The following is a 20903-nucleotide window of genomic DNA, read 5'->3' as shown; positions in this document are numbered from 1 at the left end:
TTGCAACGATGTTCAATGACTTGAGTCGCCTCGGTAAATACCTCGGTCAGGCCGCGCGCCTGATGGTCGGCATGCCCGACTACGACAACTACGTCGAGCACATGCAAACCAAGCACCCGGACAAACCGATGATGGACTACGAGGCGTTCTTCCGCGAACGCCAGGAGGCCCGTTACGGTGGCAAGGGTGGGCCCAAGTGTTGTTGAAGCACCGCTTGGGTTGAAGTACCCCCTGTGGGAGCGGGCTTGCTCGCGAAGGCGGAGTGTCAGTTAATGATGATGTTGACTGACCCACCGCCATCGCGAGCAAGCTCGCTCCCACAGTTGTTTTTGGGGGGGCAACATCTGCGTGCTACCACAGATCCACTTGTGGGAGCGAGCTTGCTCGCGATGGCGTCGGGTCAGTAGCATCGATCTCAACTGACCCACCGCCTTCGCGAGCAGGCTCGCTCCCACAGAACCGTTTTCCTTTCAGGCATCAAGGAGATTCAGTTTGTCCTCTCCCATCCCGGTCACCATCCTCAGCGGCTTTCTCGGCGCAGGCAAGACCACGCTGTTGCGCCATCTGCTCAAGGCCGAGCACGGCCTGAAAATCGCCGTGATCGAGAACGAATTCAGTGATGCCGGTATCGACACCCAGTTGCTGGGCAACGAGCCGGTGCAAGTCATGACCCTGGCTAATGGCTGCGTGTGCTGCACCATCCACACCGACCTGACCAAAGCCCTGTACCTGCTGCTTGAACGGCTGGACAGCGGCGAGATCGCCTTCGACCGCCTGGTGATCGAGTGCACCGGCCTGGCCGACCCGGCCCCGGTGGCGCAGACGTTCTTCATCGACGAGGACCTGCGCGAGCGCTACATCCTCGACGGGATCCTGACCCTGGTGGACGCGGCTCACGCCGACATCCACCTGACCCAGGCCATCGCCCAGGCCCAGGTCGGGTTTGCCGACCGCCTGCTCCTGAGCAAGACCGACCTGGTGGACGCCGCCCAGGTCCAGGCCCTGGGCGAGCGCCTGACGCGCATAAACCGGCGGGCACCGATCAGGGTGGTTGAACACGGCCAGATCGACCTGGCCGAGTTGCTCGACATTCGCGGCTTCAATCTCAATGCGGACCTGGGCGCAGGGTTCAGCCTGCGGCCGGTGGGCAAGGCAACCCCGGGCGATCGCATCAGCAGCCTGGTGCTGCGCACCGACAAGGCCCTGGATATCGACAAGCTCAGCGAGTTCATGAACCAGTTGCTGGAAGAGCACGGCAAGCAATTGCTGCGCTACAAAGGCGTGCTGAACATCGCCGGCGAACCCCGCCGGCTGGTGTTCCAAGGCGTACTCAAGCTGTACGGTTTCGATTGGGACACTGAATGGGCGCCCGGCGAAGCCCGGGAAAGCGTGATCGTGTTCATCGCCGACGAACTGCCCGAAGAAAAGATCCGCGCTGGCTTCGAAGCCGCGCTACTTTGACGATCCCGCGCCTGCGACCCGCAGCAGTTTTTGCTCCAGATGGTCCAGGTGCTCGTCCATCAACCGCACCGCTTCATTGACGTTGCGGCCTTCCACCGCGTCGACGATCGCCAGGTGTTCCTGCCAGGCGCAATGCCTGCGGGACTTGACCTCGTGGCGTGCCAGGGCCAACGACGTCAAGGGCACCAGGTTGCTGAGGAATTGCATCAACGGCGCGTTGCCGGCCATGGCGGCCAGGTGCAGGTGAAACTCACCGGACAGGCGTATCGCCGGGCCACGCTCGCCACGGTCCAGGCACTGACGCTCGTGCTCCACCAGATCACGCAGGCGCTGCAAGTCCTTGGGTTGCGGCGCCTTGCAGGCCAGGCGCACCAGGGTCTGCTCGGCCAGGCGGCGAGCATGGAGGATCTGCCGCGTCTGCTCCAGATCCGGCGCGGCGACTTGTGGCCGGTGGTTGGGCCGCAATATCACCACTTGCTGATGGGACAGGCGCGCCAGCACGCGGCGAATGATGCTGCGGCTGACACCGAACACATCCCCCAGGCCTTCCTCGGTGAAGCGGCTGGCCGGGGCAATGCGTTGTTCGAGGATGGCGTCGAATATCCGCGGGTAGATATCGTCCACCGACGGTTTGCCGATCCGGCCGGGCAGGGGCAGGGTGGCGAGTACATTGCGGTTGTGTCGATGGGAAACGAGAGTGTTCATGGCGGTCTCCGCAGGCCCAGGCCCAGGCTCAAGTGCCGAGGTTGTCGTCCGGAATATTCAATTCGATGCCCATGCGCTGGCCTTCCCTGAGAATGTGCCGACGCATTTCGGCGCTGGCCTGGGCGCTGTTCTTGCCACGAATGGCACGGACCACGGCTTCGTTCTCTTCCAGGCGTTCGGCCAGATGCTCGGGCGAGTTGCGCAACACATCGGCGCTTTGCTTGAGGGCGTTGCTGGTCTGCTGGACCACGTTCTGGAAGATCGGGTTGGACGTCAGGGCAAACAGTTCTTCATGGAAAGCGATGTAGGCGTTGGCGCAGGCGTCGCTGTCGTTGGCTTCCAGGGCTTCGCGCATGTCCATGAGGGTCAGGCGCAACTGGCCGACATCTTTGCTGCTGATGGACTGGGCCACCAGGCCGACGATGAAGGGTTCCAGTGTGTAGCGCAGTTGCAGCAGGTCTTCCAGGCTCGCGCCGGCCATGGCACTGCCTTCGCTGACGGCATCGCCGGGATTGGCCTCCAGCACCACGACGCCTTTGCCGGGCATCGAGCGCACCAGGCCCAAGGTCTCCAGGACAATCACCGCTTCACGCAGGCTTGGCCGGCTGATGCCCAGTTGCTCGGCCAACTCGCGCTGGCCGGGCAGCATGTCGCCCGAGCGCCACTGGCCCCGGGCGAGGGCGGCGCGGAGTTTCTCCACCACGGAATTGACGACGGTCGATGAACTGATCACATGTGACTCCTTGGAAATCAATCAGGCGATGCCGGCTCTCGGGCCGGCATCGCCGTCTTTCAGAATTGCTGGTGATGGGCACTGCCCACCGGTTTTCTGGGTTGAAAGGTATAGCCTTGTTGGCCGGACAGCACCTTGCGCGCCCGGGGAACGTCGATGTCTTTCTCCCAGCGGGCAATCGCCACGGTCGCCACACAGTTGCCGATCAGGTTGGTCAGGGCCCGGCCAATGCCCATGAACCAGTCCACGGCCAACACCAGGACCAGGCCGACCACCGGGATCGCCGGGATCGCGGTCAGCGTCGCCGCCAGGATCACCAGCGCCGAGCCGGGAATTCCGTGGGCGCCCTTGGACGTGATCAGGGATACCAGCAGGATGGTCAACAGATCGCTCAGGGCCAAGGGCGTACCGGTGGCGTTGGCAATAAAGACAATCGCCAGGGTCAGGTAGATGGAAAACCCGTCCAGGTTGAATGAGTAACCGGTTGGAATCACCAGGCCCACGGTGGAGCTGCCGATCCCCAGGTGTTCGAGCTTGCGCATGATCTGGGGCAGTACGGCATCGGACGACGCGGTGCCGAGTACGATCAGCAGCTCTTCGCGCAGGTACTTGAGAAACGGCAGCATCGGCAGGCCCGACGCACGCATCACCAGACCAAGGATCAGCGTGACGAAGGCGATGCAGGTCAGGTAGAACAGGCCGACGAGGCTGCCCAGGTGCTGCAGCGAGTCCAGGCCATATTTGCTGGTGGTGAAGGCAATGGCCCCGAACACACCGATAGGGGCCAGACGCACGATCATGCCCATGATGCGGAAAATCACATGGCTGAGTTCGTTGATCAGCCGCGAGATGCCGGAAGCCGCGTCGCCCACCAGGTTCAGCGCGCTGCCGAACAGCACTGAAAACAGCAGGACTTGCAGAATGTTGTTTTCAGCGAAGGCACCGATCACCGAGGTTGGGATCAGGTTCATCAGGAACTGGGTGGTAGTGACCATGTGCTGGCCGCGTTGGGCGATATCGTTCACGTCCGCGCTGGAGAGCTGCTCCAGATGGATGTTCGCGCCGCTGCCAATGCCTGTGCTGAAAGCGAGGACCAGGCCGATGACCAGGGCGATGGTGGTGAGGACTTCGAAGTAGATGACCGACTTGAGGCCGATGCGCCCGACTTTCTTGAGATCACCAGCGCCGGAGATGCCGCTGACCACCACGCAGAAAACGATCAGGCCAATGAGCATCTTGATCAGCTTGATGAAGCCGTCGCCGAGGGGTTTGAGCTGTGCGGAGTATTCGGGAAGGGTAAGCCCGCAGACGATGCCGAGCACCAGTCCGAGGACAACTTGTAGGAAGATCGACCGCGAGCACCATTTGAGCATGGGAGGGATTCCTGGTTCGGTGTCCTTGTTCGCCAGGGAGGCTGGCGTCGGGACTTCATTATTGTGGTCTTACCGGTTTGTCCAGTGCAGGCGCAGTCTAGGCGCTGTTTTCGCGGGTATGCAAGCCCGATAGGGATGATTTGGCTTTACCGGTCTTACCAGTTGCAGTGAAAGCCCTGATCTTGAGCCTTTTCTCGGCCGGAAAAAATATCGCCAGATGCCTAAGTGGCTCAGTTAAGGAGAGAACCCAGGACTGTGGCGAGGGAGCAAGGATCCTCGCCACAGGGGGATAGATGGGGTGGCCCTGCCTTGCATTGCAATGTTTTACGGGTATTTATCTCAGAGGATGCTCAGAATGAACGTCGCTTTTGACTGTTCTTTCGTCTCGGCAAGATAGAGATAAGGCGAGCCCCGTAATCTTAATCCCCCCACATGTTTTCTATTGGCTGTCATGAGCGAAATACGGCTGTGACCGGGCTTGATGGTTTTCGGCGTGAGGACATTCTGTTGAAAGTCGATAAGGGTAAAAAGTGTCGGCGTTTTAGTATTGGGATCCTGTGCGCCAAGTACTTCAAGCCAACTTTTACTAAGCAGTTTGTTGTAGTGCTCGCCGGCGTTTTTTATGGTCAGCAGATAGCCCCCCGCCGTATGCCGGAAATGCAGCCGCAAGGGTTCGCCGCGCGTCCTCGGATCTTCAGCGCGCATGCCAAGCAGGTGTGAGTGGTCTTGAGTCTGGGGTTTGCCGGTATAAAATCCACCGCTGAAAGAACTGACGGTCGCCATCGCGGGTTTGCCATGCAGCCTTTCCAGTAGGTTGACGTGAGCGCTAAACATATCAAGTGTTGCATGAAAGGAATGTTCACTGTCCATGTGAATATTGACTCCTGTAAGGGTTGATTAAGTTTGGGGTGGGGCGAGTTGGATCTTATTGAGTTATTAGTCGCTTGTGGGATTGCCTGTATTGCAGGACGTTAAATGCTGGCTGGCGTTAGTTGTCTGGTCATATGTTATGCATGCCAATAAAAAAGGCCCGCATCTTTCGATGCGGGCCTTCTTGGCTACGTGTTGGCGAGCTGATTAAGCGCCGTATACCGGCAGCTTCTTGCAGATAGCCTTGACCTTCTCACGCACGGCGTCGATCACCGCTTCGTTGTTCAGGTCTGCCAGGATGTCGCAGATCCAGCCGGCCAGTTCCTTGCACTCGGCTTCCTTGAACCCGCGGGTGGTCACGGCCGGGGTGCCGAAGCGCAGGCCGGAGGTGACGAACGGGGAGCGAGGATCGTTTGGCACCGAGTTCTTGTTCACGGTGATGAACGCCTTGCCCAGCGCCGCGTCAGCGTCTTTGCCGGAGATGTCCTGCTTGATCAGCGAGAGCAGGAACAGGTGGTTTTCAGTACCGCCGGACACCACATCGAAGCCGCGCTCGATGAACACGCCGGCCATGGCCTTGGCGTTTTTCACCACTTGTTGCTGGTAAGCCTTGAACTCAGGCTGCAGCGCTTCCTTGAAGCAGATCGCCTTGGCAGCGATCACGTGTTCCAGTGGGCCGCCCTGGGCGCCGGGGAATACGGCGGAGTTCAGCTTCTTCTCGATGTCGGCGTTGGCGCGCGCCAGGATCAGCCCGCCACGTGGACCGCGCAGGGTCTTGTGGGTCGTGGTGGTGACCACGTCGGCGAACGGCACCGGGTTCGGGTAGACGCCAGCGGCGACCAGGCCCGCCACGTGAGCCATGTCCACGAACAGGTAGGCACCGACTTTGTCGGCGATTGCGCGGAAGCGCGGGAAGTCGAGGATCTGCGAGTAGGCGGAGAAACCGGCCACGATCATTTTCGGCTTGTGCTCGAGGGCCAGGCGCTCGACTTCGTCGTAGTCGATCAGGCCGTTGCCGTCGATGCCGTACTGGATGGCGTTGTACAGCTTGCCGGAGGAGGAAACGCTGGCGCCGTGGGTCAGGTGACCGCCGTGGGCCAGGCTCATGCCCAGGATGGTGTCACCGGCCGACAGCAGCGCCAGGTACACGGCAGCGTTGGCCTGGGAACCGGCGTGGGGCTGGACGTTGGCGTAATCGGCGCCGAACAGTTGCTTGGCGCGGTCGATGGCCAGTTGCTCGACCACGTCGACGTACTCGCAACCACCGTAGTAGCGCTTGCCCGGGTAACCTTCGGCGTACTTGTTGGTCAGTACCGAGCCTTGAGCTTCCATCACCGCGGGGCTGGTGTAGTTTTCCGAAGCGATCAGCTCAATGTGCTCTTCCTGGCGCTGAGCTTCTTGCTCCATGGCGGCAAAGAGATCGGCGTCGTACTTGGCAATAGTCAAATCACGGCTGAACATGGCGGTCCTCAAGGATCGGGGGCAGAAAAGGGAGGCATTCTAACCCAACCGGTTTTGGAAGGCATATGAAAGGACGTCATGTCGCGGACGAATGGGTTTCAAGCAGAATTCAGCGGTGCCTTGGCGGGCCCCATCGCGAGCAAGCTCGCTCCCACAGGGTTATGGGGACACAGGTCCAAATGTGGGAGCGAGCTTGCTCGCGATGGGCCACAGCAGGCACCGAAGAACCTCAGTCGAGCATGAACAACGCATCATTACTGAACTGCGCTTCGAACCGATTGGCCGGCATCGGCCGGCCGAACAGGTAGCCCTGGACTTCGTCGCAGCCATGCTCGCGCAGGAAGTCCAGCTGCTCGTGGGTCTCGACGCCTTCGGCGATCACCGCCAGATTGAGGCTGTGGGCCATGGCGATGATCGCCCGGGCGATCTGGGCATCCTGTTCGCCTGACGGCAGGCCATCGACAAAGGTACGGTCGATCTTCAGCACGTCGATGGGGAACTGCTTGAGGTAGTTGAGCGACGAATAGCCGGTGCCGAAGTCATCCACCGCGATGCTCAGGCCCAGGTTTTTCAGGCCGTCCAGGATCTGCATCGCTTCGCTGACTTCACGCATCAGGATACTTTCGGTCAGTTCCAGCTCCAGACAGGCCGGCGGCAGGCCAGTGCTGCGCAGGATATTGGCGATTCGCGTGCCGAGTTGGCCGTCGGAGAACTGTCGGGCCGAAATGTTGACCGAGACCTTCGGCACCCGGACCTTGGCCTGGTGCCAGGTCCTGAGTTGCCGGCAGGCCTCGGTGATGACCCAATCGCCGACGTCCACCACCAGCCCGAGTTCCTCGAGCACCGGGATGAAATCCCCTGGTGGCACCAGCCCACGGCGCGGATGACGCCAGCGCAGCAGGGCCTCGGCGCCGGTCAAACGTTTGCCATCGCCGCTGAACTGCGGCTGGTAGTACAGCACGAACTCGTTCTGTTCCAGGGCATGGCGCAGGTCGCTTTCCAGTTCCAGCCGCTCCAGGGCGCTGGCGTTCATGTCGGCTTGATAGAACTGGAAGTTGTTCTTGCCGCGCTCCTTGGCGTGATACATGGCCGTGTCAGCGTTTTTCATCAGTTGGCTCAGCTCATTGCCGTCCTGCGGGCTCAGGGCGATACCGATACTGGCGGTGACGAAGAACTCCCGGCCTTCGAGCACGAATGGCCGGACCAGGCTGGCGAGGATTTGCTCGGCCACGGTAATCGCCCGGTTCAGCGCCATTTCCCGGCTGGCCCGTGGTTGCAGCAGCAGGGTGAACTCGTCGCCGCCCATGCGCGCCACGGTGTCGTCGTCGGCCACGCAGCCGAGCAGGCGCGTGGCCATTTCCTTGAGCATCCGGTCGCCGGCGGCGTGGCCCAGGGAGTCGTTGATCGGCTTGAAACGGTCCAGGTCGAGGAACATCAGCACCACCCAGGTCTTCTGCCTTTCGGCCGATTGCAAGGCCGTGTGCAGGCGATCCTGGAACAGCGTGCGGTTGGGCAGGTGGGTCAGGGCGTCGTAGTAGGCCAGGCGATGGATACGCTGCTCGCTGGCCTTGCGTTCGCTGATGTCGCTGAAGAAGCACACGTAGCTGGCCAGATCGCCTTCATCGTCCAGTACCGCCGTGATGCCGACCCAGGCCGGGTAGTGTTCGCCATTGCGGCGCTTGAGCCAGACCTCGCCCTCCCAGGTGCTGTGCTGTTGCAACTGCTTGAGCACGTAGCGCAAGTGCGCTTCCTGCTGCTCGTCCACGGTCAGCATGTTGGGCAATTGGTCCAGCACTTGCGACACGGCATAACCACTGACGCGGCTGAAGGCTTCGTTGGCCTGGACGATATAGCCAGCCGGGTCGGTGATCAGGATCGCCGAGGTCGAATGCTCGAACACCGTGGCGGCCATGCGCAGGTCTTTTTCGGCGCGCCGCTGCTGGCTGATGTCGCGGCCGACGCCGAGCACGCCTTCGAATCCACCGTTGTCATCCCACACCAGCACCAGCCGCAACTCGATGGGGATCTTGCGCCCGTCGGCGCGCAGGCAGTCGAACAGGAACAACTGGGTTTGTAGCTGGTTGCGCAATTCGGCCAGTTGCTCGGGATTGTCGAGGGCTTTGCTGACGCGGTCCATCAAGGTGTAGATGCCGGTCAATTGTTGCGGGTTGGCAATGATCGATTGCCAGCCGTTTTGGAAGATCCAATCGGCGTTGTAGCCCAGCACCGCTTGCACCGACGGGCTGACATAGTTGAGCGAAAGCTTGTTGTCGGTGGAGAAAATCACGTCGCTGATGCTTTCGGCGAGCATTCGGTAGCGTTGCTCGCTGTCGCGCAGCGATTCGCTGGCCTCGATCTGCTCGGTGACGTCCTTGGCCACGCCGATGATCCGTGTCACCTGGTTGTGCCGGTCCCGGGCCAGTGCCTGTTCGCGAATGTCGAAACACCGCCATTTGCCGTTGCGATGGCGAAAGCGCAGCTGACATTGCAGCAGTTGCGTATACCCGCCGCGCCGTTGTTCCTGGCGCAGGTTGTGGTAGTGCTCGGCATCTTCGCTGTGCAGCAGGATTTCCCAGAAGTACTCGCCCATCTGGTGCAGTTCGGTACGGTCGTACCCCAGGGTCTGGCCCAGGTGGTGGTTGCTGAAGATCATCCGCTGGCTGATGACGTCCTGCACGTAGAGATGATCCGGCACGGTACGCACCACGTCGGACCAGAAACCTTCCCGTTCAAGCAGCGAGAGCTCGATCAGCTTGCGGCTGGTGATGTCGCTGATGCTCAGGATGACGGCGTTATAGTCTTGCTGCTTTTCCGGCAGGCGCAGTACCAGCCACAGGTGTTGATCGCGGCCGTGGGCATCCTGGAGCTTGATTTCCAGTTCCAGCTGTTTGTGCGGGTCGAGCAGCGCTTCGAGCAGTTTCGAGCCAATGGGGTTGTTGTCCTGCGGCCCTTTGCCGACCAACAATTGCCAGGCCTCTTCGCAGGAATCGACGTTGAGCAGCTTCAGCGCCATCTGGTTGACTTCGGTGACCTGCACTTCCTGGCGCAACTGCTCGAACTGGTGCGGACGTTCCACCCAGGCTCGCAATTGATCGCCGTTGTGCAGGCCGGCCCTGTCAAAAAAAGCCTTGAGCCCAGACAGGTCCAGCACGCACAGGGCCACGCCGGTGCCTTCGAAAATATCCTGGTAGCGACGACGACCTTCGTGCAACTGGCGCTGGCGTCGGCGCGTATTCAATAACGCGAGCACCGGCAGCATCGAAAACGCCAGGCCCAGCAGGCACTTGCCGATGAAGGCCGGTAGCAGTTGCTCGATCACCTGGCGCTGGTCGAACAGCCCGCGCAGTTGCCAGTCGCTGCTGCTCAGGGGCACGGTCAGCACGGTGTTGCTCAGGTCATCTGGCGATAGGCGGGCAGGGCGGCCCGAGGTCAGGCCTTCGTCGCGACTGATGATCTGCTGGTCAAGACGGTTCTCCACCAGCCACAACGGGCGCAAGCCCGCATCGGCCTGTTTGGTCAGGGTCGAGAAAAAGCTTGGCGTCAGGCGCAGGGCCCAGTAACCGCGGGTGCTGCCAGTGGCCTGGTGCAACAGCAGATGCACCACGGAGCCGTCTTGGGCATTGCTGAAATAGTGCGCCTGGGCACGACTGCGGCGCACCAGTTCACCCAGGTAGTCGGCGTCCTGGCTGTCGGTTGCGCTGTCACTGAGCACTTTGCCGGACGGGCTCAGCAATACCAGGCTGCGCAGCTCGGGCAACGATTGCTGGAGTTTGCGCAATAGGGCCTGCTGTTCGTCGGCCGTTTGCGGTTGTTCGACGATCGGTAACAAATTGAGGGCGATTTGCGCGTTCAGGGCCATGTTCAGGCTGACTTGCGCGGCCAGGTCGGCGGTGTATTCGATGGTGTATTGGCGCTGTTGCTGCTGGGTTTCGCGCAGCTGGTCGAGCAACTGCCAGAAGAGCAAGCCGAGCAGCACCAGCACCAGCATGGCCAGCGCGCTCTTCAATGTCCCGCGCAGGGGAGCGTTGGGCACAGCAGTCGGTGCTCGTGGGGACAGGGTCGGCGTGACTTTGGACAAGCTGGAATCCTGCAGTTTGCTGGACTGGCGCGACGTGCACTATAAGCCGGACGCCCGAAGGGCGGCTAGCATGCCTTGACTTGTGGCAAAGTGCCAGCCCTTGGTGGCTGGACCTTGACCGACGGTTGAGGTAGCTTTGCCGGTCAAACAAGAGCGCTCCGGCTCCAGATCCCCAGGCTTTACTGCCCGCTGGCATTGATGACCATCAAGTGCCGGCGCCGCGCATGGCCTGGCTCGTTCTTTTCACCTGTCACTGACGCTAGGTTCACCATGGCTCAATACGTCTTCACCATGCATCGGCTGAGCAAAGTTGTGCCGCCGAAGCGGGAAATCCTGAAAAACATTTCACTCTCGTTCTTCCCCGGCGCCAAGATCGGCGTGCTGGGCCTCAACGGCTCGGGTAAATCCACGCTGCTGAAAATCATGGCCGGCGTCGATAACGAATTCGACGGCGAAGCCCGTCCGATGCCGGACCTGAACATCGGCTACCTGCCTCAAGAGCCTCAGCTGGACCCGACCAAGACCGTCCGCGAGGTGGTCGAGGAAGCGGTCAGCGTGATCAAGGACGCCCAGGCGCGCCTGGACGAGGTCTACGCCGCCTACGCCGAGCCGGATGCCGATTTCGACAAGCTGGCCGCCGAACAGGCCAAGCTTGAAGCGATCCTGCAGGCCAGTGATGGCCATAACCTGGACCGCCAGTTGGAAGTCGCCGCCGATGCGTTGCGCCTGCCCGCCTGGGACGCGAAGGTCGAACACCTCTCCGGTGGTGAAAAGCGCCGCGTGGCCCTGTGTCGGCTGCTGCTGTCGGCCCCGGACATGTTGCTGCTCGACGAACCGACCAACCACTTGGACGCCGATTCCGTCGCCTGGCTCGAACACTTCCTGCACGATTTCCCGGGCACCGTGGTTGCGATCACGCACGACCGTTACTTCCTCGACAACGTCGCCGGCTGGATCCTCGAACTGGACCGTGGCGCGGGCATTCCGTACGAGGGCAACTATTCGGGCTGGCTGGAAGCCAAGTCCGATCGTCTGGCCCAGGAGTCCAAGCAGCAGTCGGCCCACGAAAAAGCCATGAAGGAAGAACTGGAGTGGGTGCGCAAAGGCGCCAAGGCCCGCCAGTCCAAATCCAAGGCACGCCTGCAGCGCTTCGAGGAAATGCAATCCCAGGAATTCCAGAAGCGCAGCGAAACCAACGAGATCTACATCCCGGCCGGTCCGCGCCTGGGTGACAAGGTCATCGAGTTCAAGAACGTCACCAAGGGCTATGGCGACCGCGTGTTGATCGACAACCTGTCGTTCTCCATGCCCAAAGGCGCCATCGTCGGTGTGATCGGCGGTAACGGTGCGGGTAAATCCACCCTGTTCCGCATGCTGATGGGCAAGGAAACCCCGGATTCGGGCACTATCGAAATCGGTGAAACCGTGCAACTGGCCTGCGTCGACCAGAGCCGCGAAGACCTGGACGGTAGCAAGACCGTGTTCCAGCAGATCTCCGACGGTTCCGACCAGATCCGCATCGGCAACTATGAAATCCCGTCGCGCACTTACGTCGGCCGTTTCAACTTCAAGGGCGGCGACCAGCAGAAATTCGTCAAGGACCTGTCCGGTGGTGAGCGTGGGCGCTTGCACCTGGCGTTGACCTTGAAGGAGGGCGGCAACGTCCTGCTGCTCGACGAACCGTCCAACGACCTCGACGTCGAAACCCTGCGTTCCCTGGAAGAGGCCTTGCTGGACTTCCCGGGCGCCGCCATTGTGATCTCCCACGATCGGTGGTTCCTCGACCGTGTGGCGACGCACATCCTGGCGTACGAAGACGATTCGCAAGCGGTGTTCTTCGAAGGCAACTACACCGAGTACGAAGCCGATCGCAAGAAGCGCCTCGGCGAAGCGGCTGCCCAGCCGCACCGCGTACGGCACAAGAAACTGGCTTGAGTCGGTTGGTTGCATGAAAAAACGGAGCCTTCGGGCTCCGTTTTTCATGGGGGCAATTCAGTGTGGGAACGGGCTTGCCCGCGAAGGCGTTGGGTCAGCTTGCAATGATGTTGGATGTGCCGGCCTCTTCGCGAGCAAGCTCGCTTGTATGGTAGGACTTGAAGGGAGGAGGAGGGACAAGGCTCGATTCTGACTGTTAGCCGCAGTACAGACCGTGGGAGATTTCACCCCTCCTCCTTTCACCCAAGCGCCAATAAAGAATGCATCTGGCCTAGACCGACGATAGGAACAAGCCTGCGCCTCTGGGTGAACCCTTCAAGTGTTCAAACCTTAGCCCGGAGGATTTTCAATGGCAATGCCGGTTTCTGTCGCAAAGCCGATCGTGGGTGTTGATGTCGCCAAAGATGAGTTGGTGATTTATCACGCAGAAACAGATCGACTGGAAGCGATCCCCAACACCAAGGCAGCGATCAAGAAGTGGCTCAAGGAGTTGTCCGCGCCAGTGGATGTCGCCATCGAAGCCACCAATATCTATCATCAGGAATTCGCCGACCTGGCTTATGCGCAAGGCTGTGTGATCTACATGATCGGCGGCTACGAGCTCAGCCATTACCGCAAAGGTGTGAAAGTTCGCGCTAAAACCGATGCGCTGGATGCTCGGTTGTTGGCTCGCTACTTGAACAACGAAGGCCACCAGTTGCACCCGTGGACCCCGCCATCGCCCTTGTATTGCCGGCTTATAAGCCTCTTCCGACGTCGGGCAGCCTTGGTCCAGGCGCGTGTCAGCCTCAAGCAAAGTTGGTCCAACGAACCGTTGCTCAAAAGGGCCTTTGAGAACCAGATAAAGGCCATGCAACGACTGGAGATCTTGCTCGAGAAAACAATCCAGACGCAGTTGGAAGCCGCTGGCTTGGGCGCTCAGCTCAAGCGTTGCATGAAAGTCGAAGGCATTGGCCTGTTGAACGGTGCCCGTTTGCTCACGTCGTTTCAGCGTGGGGATTTCAGAAATGCCGATGCCTTCATCGCTTTTCTGGGCCTAGACCTGCGTATATCGGACTCAGGGAAAAAGAAGGGACGCCGCTGCCTGTCTAAGCGAGGTGACCCAGAGGCCCGTCGATTGATGCACAACGCCGCGATGTCGGCGAGGCGCACAGCGGCATGGAAGGGTTTTTATGAGGCACTAAGGGCCCGGGGACTCACAACCGAAGCATTAGTGGCACTGGCCCGCAAGCTTGCCCGAGTGGTATTCGCCCTGCTGAAGAATCAGAGCGAATACTTACCGAAAGGCATTTAGGGGGTAGCCCTGCACCATAGAATCTCCCACAGGGGGATTGGCTGGCTGGAAATCGCGGACTCGCTCAGTCCGTTAATCAAGCGTTATCGCCATGACTTCAATGGCGAGATTCCCCATCGGTCGCGCCCAGATCACCTCATCCCCAACCTTCGCCCCCAGTAAGGCCCGCCCCAGCGGCGAGCCCCAGTTGATCAGTCCACTGGCCGCGTCGGCCTGGTCTTCACCCACCAATTGCACTCGCTGCTCGTGATCGTGCTCATCGACAAAGGTCACCCAATGCCCGATCCGCACCTGATCCGCTGACGTCGGCGCAACGACCTGCGCGCTTTGCAAACGCTGGTTGAAATAGCGCAGGTCCCGTTCGATGTCGGCGATGCGCTGCTTGTCTGCCTGATCCTTCCTGGCCGCCTGTTGGCTGTGCAACGCCTGCAACTCGGCGACCCGGGCCTGCAATTGGGCGAGCCCGGTGGGTGTGACGTAATTGGGCTGCGCACTGACCTGGCGTTCGACCGGCTGATCGGCCTGGGCAGCGGCGTTGTCTTCGTTGACGAAAGCGCGGCTCATGGTGTTCTCCTTTATTGGAGCTTGGGCCATGGTTGCAGGCTTTTGGTTTCGACGAATGTCTGTACGCGACTCACGGCGAGCGATAAGCCCGGCCGGCGTCCCGATCCTTTTCTTGTTGCCAGGCACGTTCGTGGTCATCCCAATGACGATCGCGGTAGGCATTACGCTCCTCGCTTTCGCGCATCGCCTGGCACTGCCGGAAGCCATCGCTCCAGCCTTCTGCGTAGCGTGCATCCTTGAGATAACGCGGCACGTCTTTCCTGAATTGGCCGGTAATCACCCCCGCCGCTTGCCGACCGCTGCTGCAACCGTCGTCGTAGCCGTCGGCGAACGCCGGTGGATAACCGCGGGCGATCAGGTCTTCATGAGTGGTTTCACAGCCACCGAGCAACATCAACACACCCAGTACCACTGCCACGCGCCTCATTTTGCCTTCCTGCCGCATCCACTTATACGAGAAGTCTAGAAGCGGATTCGTCAGGCCGATGTGAAAGCCCCGTGATTAATCCGTTTGTCTCTGTGCGCGTGCAGAGCGGTCTCGGTCAATAGTGATACCACTTCACCTCGAGCATCACCTCGTTCTCCGGCGAAGCCAGGTGGCTGAATTCTCGCTGGGCACTCAAGCGCAGGCCGAGGTTGCGGGACAATTCCCATTGTTGATTCAGGCTCAGGCTGCGGCGCACCTCGCCGTTGACGAAGTAATCGCCCTTGGCTTCCAGGCTCAGGTTGCCCAGCGGGTTCTTCCACAGCACGCCGCTGTTGAAACCGGCGGCCGGGGCGATGAACTGGGCGAAGTCGTTGTTGTGCTCGACCCGCACCGTGCCCAGGGCAAAGCCCAGCACATCTTCGCCCAGCGCCCAGGTACCACCGGCGCCGCCGTTGACGTGGCTGACCAAGGTTTCATCATCGTGTTTGCCCGGCACCCGCTCCAGGCCACCGGTGACCTGCCAGGACAGCGGTTGCAGCAGCTCGTTGCGTGGGGTCAGGGAGCGAATGGTCGCCAGGTCCAATTGCTGCAGCTGCCAGTCATTGCCTTCGTACTGGCGCAGCTTCAGTTGCAGGATCTCGATCTGCGCGCCCAGGGGGAAGCTCTCGGCGTTGTCGTTGAGGTCGTGGTAGGCCATGCGCAAGCCATACTCGCCAAACGCCCGGTCGCCCCGGGTGCCGAGGCCAGCCTGCCAGGTGCGCGACTCATGGCCATCCTCGGGCAGGCCCGGTTGCGGGATGTCGAGTTCCGGCGCGGGATTCTGGTTGATCGCTCGCAACAATTCAAAGCTGCGCTGGGCACGCTGCGGATCGCGTTCCTGGCCGTTGGCCCGATAGCGTTCCAGGCGATAAGCCGCATCGATGATCAGCGCCTGGCGCGCCCGTGGCAGCGCCTTGAAGTCGGGGGCCTGGAGTTGCTGCTGGTCGGCGCTGACCTTCAGCACCCATTGTTGTTCGTCATCGCTGAGCGGTTCCGCCCGACTGAGCAGTTCCCGTTCCCGGGACGGCCGATACTGGATGCTTTCCACCAAGCCGGCTTCTTTCACCGCTTTGACGGTGTCGGTGGGAATCGCCGTCAACGGGAATTGTTCGGTCAGGCGCAGGCTGGGGCGGGCCACTTGGAGTAATTCGAGCAGGCGATAGGAGCAGTTTTCGTCGAAGAAAAAATAGTCGAATTGAATCTGCTTGAGTTCCCAGACGTGCTCGACCATGCGCTCGGTTTCCGCCTGGCTCAGGTTGAGGCGGTATTCCCACAGGTCGCGGTTTTCCAGGCTACGGTACTCGGAGAGTTTTTCCTGGTATGGCACCAGGGCGAACAGGCCGGGATAGCCGCCCATCAGGCCTTTCCAGGCGTAGAGGATGCTGTTGTCCGAGCCTTCGATGTAGGCGCCGAAATTGATCGCATAGCTGAGCAGGGCGGTCTTGTCGCTTTGCACATCGGCCTGGTCGATGCGCAGCAGGGTATGGCCGAACATCGACGAAGGGCTGTTCAGGTACGCCGCGGGGAAAATCATCACCGCGCTGTGGGGCGACACATCCTTGAACCACTGGGTGAATTCGCGGCAATCGATGGCTGGCAGGTCCGTCAGCTTGAGCTGCGCCTTGAGCCAGCGCGTTCGCGCCGGGAACACGCACTGGGCGTGCTGCTGACCAGCGCTGGCCGGGCCGTACAGGGCTTGCAGGGTGGCGGTCAACTCACGGTCGGGATGTTCATTGCCGTCGGGCGCGAGGAAAAATTTCTTGTCGCTGACATAGCTGCGCCAGCCGCCAAGCTTGGCGGTTTCGTAGTGGCCCAGGGAAATCCAGAAGCGGTCATTGGCCAGTTGCTGCAAACGTTGAGGGTCGATATGAGGCGCGGCGGACAGCGGGGCGCACACACAGAGCGCCAGCCAGGCAAGGCGTTTGAGCATAGTCGGCTACTTGGAAAGTCGAAAATAAAGACCGAAAGGGGCCCCAAAAAGAAAAACCCGCTCCCCGAGAGGAGCGAGTGGTGCCGAGCTTAAGCTTGAGTGGCGTACTTGGCCAGGCGAGGATCGCTTTTCAGTACAGCCAGGGTGTTGGTATGCACGTCTTCTGCGGTCACGTCAGCCTTGCTGAAGATCTGCTGGAAGTGCTCGTGAGTGACGGCGGAGAAATGCGCACGGTCTTCCGGCGCCACGCCCAGTACCACAGCGTAGGTGGTCAGCGCTTCGCCCTGACCCTTGGCCATGTCTTCGGACAGCTCGTTCATCATGCCATTCATGGCCAGCCAGGACTTGCCACCGTAGGTCAGTGCCGCGTTGGTCGAGCAGCCGTTGGTGCCGGAGGTCATGCCGAAGGTCGCGTTACCGGAAGTGCCGTTGGTGGTGGATGCCAGGAAGTGAGCTGGAGTGCCACGCTGACCTTCGAACAGCATGTTGCCCCAGCCGCAATCCGGGCCGCCCGGCGCCTGAGCCATGGCGTTGAGGGATACAGCGGTGAAGAGAGTACCGAGAAGAATCCGTTTCATAGCTATGTTCTCTTTATGTGCATACCAATGGACAGGGTCTGGCCCCTACAGCTGCCAGTGGGCTGGTTATGTTCCAGCCGCGCAATTTGGAGTTTAGGCACGATCCAAGGGTTCCGTGACATTTTGCAAAAACTATCCTTCAAGTCCCGAATTCACCGAGCCCCGCTCGGGGTATGTCCCTCGACTATGCTTTGGCCTGAGGCGCTCCTTGCCAGTCAGGTGCGGGGGGCGCCAGAATGCCGTTATCTGCCCCGCCTGATGTAAGGAAGCCCGATGCCTGATCCTGTTGCTGCCAGCTTGCGTCTAGCGCCCGAAGCGCTGACCCGTCCGTTTTCCGCTGAACAGTTCAGCTTCTCTACCACCAATGATCTGGAGCCCTTCCGCGGTGTGCTTGGCCAGGAACGTGCGGTCGAAGCATTGCAGTTTGGCGTGGCGATGCCGCGCCCCGGTTACAACGTCTTTGTCATGGGCGAGCCCGGCACGGGCCGGTTCTCGTTCGTCAAACGCTATCTCAAGGCCGAAGGCAAGCGCCTGCAGACCCCGGCCGACTGGGTCTACGTCAACAACTTCGATGAACCCCGCGAACCCCGTGCCCTGGAGCTGCCGTCGGGCACTGCCGGGGCGTTCATCGCCGACATCAACGGCCTGATCGACAACTTGCTGGCGACCTTTCCGGCGGTGTTCGAGCATCCGTCCTACCAGCAGAAAAAAAGCGCCATCGACCGCGCGTTCAACCAGCGCTACGACCGCGCGCTCGATGTGATCGAGCGCCTGGCGCTGGAGAAAGATGTCGCGCTGTACCGTGACAGCAGCAACATCGCCTTCACGCCGATGAGCGAAGGCAAGGCGCTGGATGAGGCCGAATTCGCCCAGTTGCCGGAGGCCGAGCGCGAGCGTTTCCACGAGGACATTTCCGGCCTCGAAGAGCGTCTGAACGAAGAACTCGCCAGCTTGCCGCAGTGGAAGCGCGAATCCAGCAACCAGTTGCGCCAGCTCAACGAAGAAACCATTACCCTGGCCCTGCAACCCCTTCTCGCGCCGCTGTCGGAAAAGTACGCGGAAAACGCGGCGGTCTGCGGTTATTTGCAGGCCATGCAGGTCTATCTGCTCAAGACCGTGGTCGAGCAACTGGTGGACGACGGCAAGACCGACGCCATCGCCCGCAAGCTGCTGGAGGAACAATACGCACCGAGCCTGGTGGTCGGGCATCCGTCCAGCGGTGGCGCGCCAGTGGTGTTCGAGCCGCACCCGACCTACGACAACCTGTTCGGTCGCATCGAATACAGCACCGACCAGGGCGCGCTCTACACCACGTATCGGCAGCTGCGTCCGGGGGCCTTGCACCGGGCCAACGGCGGCTTCCTGATTCTTGAAGCGGAAAAAATGCTCGGCGAGCCGTTCGTGTGGGATGCGCTCAAGCGCGCCCTGCAATCGCGCAAGCTGAAAATGGAATCGCCGCTGGGTGAGCTGGGCCGGCTGGCCACGGTGACCCTGACGCCGCAGCACATTCCGTTGCAGGTCAAGGTCGTGATCATCGGCGCGCGCCAGCTCTACTACGCGTTGCAGGACCTGGATCCGGACTTCCAGGAAATGTTTCGCGTGCTGGTGGATTTCGATGAAGACATCCCGATGGGCGACGAGAGCCTGGAGCAGTTCGCCCAGTTGCTCAAGACCCGCACTTCGGAAGAGGGCATGGCCCCGCTGACCGCCGATGCGGTGGCGCGCCTGGCGACCTACAGCGCCCGGTTGGCCGAGCACCAGGGGCGCTTGTCGGCGCGGATCGGCGACCTGTTCCAACTGGTCAGCGAGGCGGATTTCATCCGTCAGCTGGCCGGCGACGAGATGACCGACGCCGGCCACATCGAACGCGCCCTCAAGGCCAAGGCCACGCGCACCGGGCGGGTCTCGGCGCGGATCCTCGACGACATGCTGGCGGGGATCATCCTGATCGACACCGACGGCGCGGCCGTGGGCAAATGCAACGGATTGACGGTACTGGAGGTCGGCGACTCGGCGTTCGGTGTGCCGGCGCGGATTTCCGCCACGGTGTACCCGGGCGGCAGTGGGATCGTCGACATCGAGCGGGAGGTCAACCTCGGCCAGCCGATCCACTCCAAGGGCGTGATGATCCTGACCGGTTACCTGGGCAGCCGTTATGCCCAGGAATTCCCGCTGGCGATCTCCGCGAGCATCGCCCTGGAGCAGTCCTACGGTTATGTGGACGGCGACAGCGCATCCTTGGGCGAGGCGTGCACGCTGATCTCGGCGTTGTCGAAGACGCCGTTGAAGCAGTGCTTCGCCATCACCGGCTCGATCAACCAGTTCGGTGAAGTGCAGGCGGTGGGCGGGGTCAACGAGAAGATCGAAGGCTTCTTCCGCCTCTGCGAAGCCCGTGGATTGACCGGTGAGCAAGGGGCGATCATTCCCCAGGCCAACGTCGCGACCCTGATGCTCGACGAGAAAGTGCTGGCTGCCGTGCGCGCCGGGCAATTCCACGTCTATGCCGTGCGCCAGGCCGACGAAGCCCTGAGCCTGCTGGTGGGCGAGCCTGCCGGTGAGCCGGACGAAAACGGCGAATTCCCCGAGGGCAGCGTCAACGCGCGGGTGGTGGAGCGGCTGCGGGTCATCGCGGAAATGATCAGCGAAGACGACATCAAGGAAGCGGAAAAGGAACTGGCGCAGCAGGCATTGGCGGAGGCCAAGCCGGCCTGATTGCTGTATTCCAAGTGGGACCCTGTGGGAGCGAGCTTGCTCGCGATAGCGGAATTTCAGTCACTCATCAGTCGACTGTCACACCGCTATCGCGAGCAAGCTCGCTCCCACAAGTTTTGGGTTGCTTCAAAAAAAACGCCGCCACTTTGGCGTCAATATTCACACTATGACCGCTCGGCGCATTCTGGTCTCGAAAACCCTTGCCCCCGGAACTTTTCTTCTATCCTCAGCTCAAGGATAACGAGAGTCATCATCGGATCGAAACAGCCTCTTCCCGGGGCTGAATACCGGATCTACCGAGGGGCGCCGCCATGTCGCGCAACCTTTGCCTCACTCGTCAATGCCTGGGCCTTGTCACCCGTATCGAATGCGCCATCCGCCCACTCGCGGGAGATACGGGTATGTGGACCGTGCTCTTCGCCGCCGGAATGGCCGGTGAACAACCTTCTGCAATCAAGGCCCAGGGCCCGTTTCCTGGCCCGAACGCCGCCGAATCGATCCTCGATAACATCGTCCAGACCCTGACCACGCACGGCTACACATTGGCCGACGATCCGCAAATCTGGTGCCTGCACATGCAGGCTCAATTGCGTGAGATCAATGGCGGTCGGTGTCGCAGCGTCGACGGCTTCGAGTTTCGCCCGCTGCATTGAAGGCCTCGGTGCGCGGGCAGCGGCTGTAAGATTTTGAAACAAGGGCTGGGGCCAAGGATGGGCCCGACGTTTGTAGGGCAGGTCGTGGCT

Annotated in this window: 16 protein-coding genes; 6 read left to right on the top strand and 10 right to left on the bottom strand. The window is 61.0% G+C overall.

Features of this window, described 5'->3' with window-relative positions; genetic code table 11:
- The first annotated feature begins 8 nt into the window (after positions 1-8).
- Both LOY70_RS25635 and yjiA read left to right on the top strand, forming a co-directional pair.
- The gene (locus LOY70_RS25635; RefSeq protein WP_003182142.1) at positions 9-206 is read left to right on the top strand and encodes a YbdD/YjiX family protein; all 198 of its coding nucleotides are present in this window, start codon (positions 9-11) and stop codon (positions 204-206) included.
- Positions 207-492: 286 nt separating this feature from the next.
- Entirely contained in the window at positions 493-1461 is a 969-nt protein-coding gene (gene yjiA, locus LOY70_RS25625; protein WP_265030621.1) for a GTPase, read from the top strand.
- Here the strand turns inward: yjiA and LOY70_RS25620 are convergent.
- The 6 genes from LOY70_RS25620 to LOY70_RS25595 all read right to left on the bottom strand — a co-directional run bounded on the left by LOY70_RS25620 (position 1453) and on the right by LOY70_RS25595 (position 10681).
- Complete coding sequence (locus LOY70_RS25620) at positions 1453-2166, bottom strand: GntR family transcriptional regulator (RefSeq protein ID WP_265030619.1); 714 nt, start codon at positions 2164-2166, stop codon at positions 1453-1455. The two genes, yjiA and LOY70_RS25620, sit on opposite strands and share 9 nt — an antisense overlap.
- A 28-nt stretch (positions 2167-2194) precedes the next feature.
- Entirely contained in the window at positions 2195-2899 is a 705-nt protein-coding gene (locus tag LOY70_RS25615) for a FadR/GntR family transcriptional regulator (protein WP_060740540.1), read from the bottom strand.
- Between the two features lie 59 nt (positions 2900-2958).
- Positions 2959-4272: a C4-dicarboxylate transporter DctA gene (locus tag LOY70_RS25610; RefSeq protein WP_122564959.1), complete on the bottom strand. Its 1314-nt coding sequence runs from the start codon at positions 4270-4272 to the stop codon at positions 2959-2961.
- A 339-nt stretch (positions 4273-4611) separates the two neighbouring features.
- Positions 4612-5142 (bottom strand): hypothetical protein, encoded by a 531-nt coding sequence (locus tag LOY70_RS25605; protein ID WP_265030617.1) that lies wholly within the window; start codon positions 5140-5142, stop codon positions 4612-4614.
- Between the two features lie 207 nt (positions 5143-5349).
- On the bottom strand, positions 5350-6603 hold the full coding sequence (gene glyA / locus LOY70_RS25600) for a serine hydroxymethyltransferase (protein ID WP_265030615.1): 1254 nt from the start codon (positions 6601-6603) through the stop codon (positions 5350-5352).
- Between the two features lie 229 nt (positions 6604-6832).
- Complete coding sequence (locus tag LOY70_RS25595; protein WP_413776618.1) at positions 6833-10681, bottom strand: EAL domain-containing protein; 3849 nt, start codon at positions 10679-10681, stop codon at positions 6833-6835.
- Positions 10682-10951: 270 nt separating this feature from the next.
- Here LOY70_RS25595 and ettA point away from each other — a divergent pair, with 270 nt between their 5' ends.
- Both ettA and LOY70_RS25585 read left to right on the top strand, forming a co-directional pair.
- Positions 10952-12616 carry an energy-dependent translational throttle protein EttA gene (gene ettA, locus LOY70_RS25590; protein WP_265030613.1) on the top strand — a complete coding sequence of 555 codons (1665 nt, stop codon included), beginning with the start codon at positions 10952-10954 and terminating at the stop codon, positions 12614-12616.
- A gap of 349 nt (positions 12617-12965) precedes the next feature.
- A complete protein-coding gene (locus LOY70_RS25585; protein ID WP_265030611.1) occupies positions 12966-13910 on the top strand; it encodes an IS110 family transposase in 945 nt (314 codons plus the stop codon).
- A gap of 72 nt (positions 13911-13982) precedes the next feature.
- On the opposite strand, the gene LOY70_RS25580 is transcribed toward LOY70_RS25585, so the two are convergent.
- The 4 genes from LOY70_RS25580 to LOY70_RS25565 form a co-directional block, all read right to left on the bottom strand.
- Positions 13983-14474: a GreA/GreB family elongation factor gene (locus LOY70_RS25580; RefSeq protein ID WP_265030609.1), complete on the bottom strand. Its 492-nt coding sequence runs from the start codon at positions 14472-14474 to the stop codon at positions 13983-13985.
- A 70-nt stretch (positions 14475-14544) separates the two neighbouring features.
- A complete protein-coding gene (locus tag LOY70_RS25575) occupies positions 14545-14901 on the bottom strand; it encodes a hypothetical protein (protein ID WP_265030608.1) in 357 nt (118 codons plus the stop codon).
- Positions 14902-15016: 115 nt separating this feature from the next.
- Positions 15017-16870: a DUF4105 domain-containing protein gene (locus LOY70_RS25570; protein WP_265030607.1), complete on the bottom strand. Its 1854-nt coding sequence runs from the start codon at positions 16868-16870 to the stop codon at positions 15017-15019.
- An 89-nt stretch (positions 16871-16959) separates the two neighbouring features.
- Complete coding sequence (locus LOY70_RS25565; protein WP_057451579.1) at positions 16960-17448, bottom strand: DUF3015 domain-containing protein; 489 nt, start codon at positions 17446-17448, stop codon at positions 16960-16962.
- Between the two features lie 273 nt (positions 17449-17721).
- Here LOY70_RS25565 and LOY70_RS25560 point away from each other — a divergent pair, with 273 nt between their 5' ends.
- Positions 17722-20160: a Lon protease family protein gene (locus tag LOY70_RS25560; RefSeq protein ID WP_123344844.1), complete on the top strand. Its 2439-nt coding sequence runs from the start codon at positions 17722-17724 to the stop codon at positions 20158-20160.
- A 311-nt stretch (positions 20161-20471) separates the two neighbouring features.
- Complete coding sequence (locus LOY70_RS25555) at positions 20472-20813, top strand: hypothetical protein (RefSeq protein WP_025215566.1); 342 nt, start codon at positions 20472-20474, stop codon at positions 20811-20813.
- Positions 20814-20903: the final 90 nt, after the last annotated feature.

The sequence above is a fragment of the Pseudomonas sp. B21-054 genome, from assembly GCF_026016345.1.
Taxonomy (GTDB): domain Bacteria; phylum Pseudomonadota; class Gammaproteobacteria; order Pseudomonadales; family Pseudomonadaceae; genus Aquipseudomonas.
The sequence above is the reverse complement of the archived record's forward strand: the minus strand, read 5'-3'. Positions and strand labels throughout refer to the sequence as shown.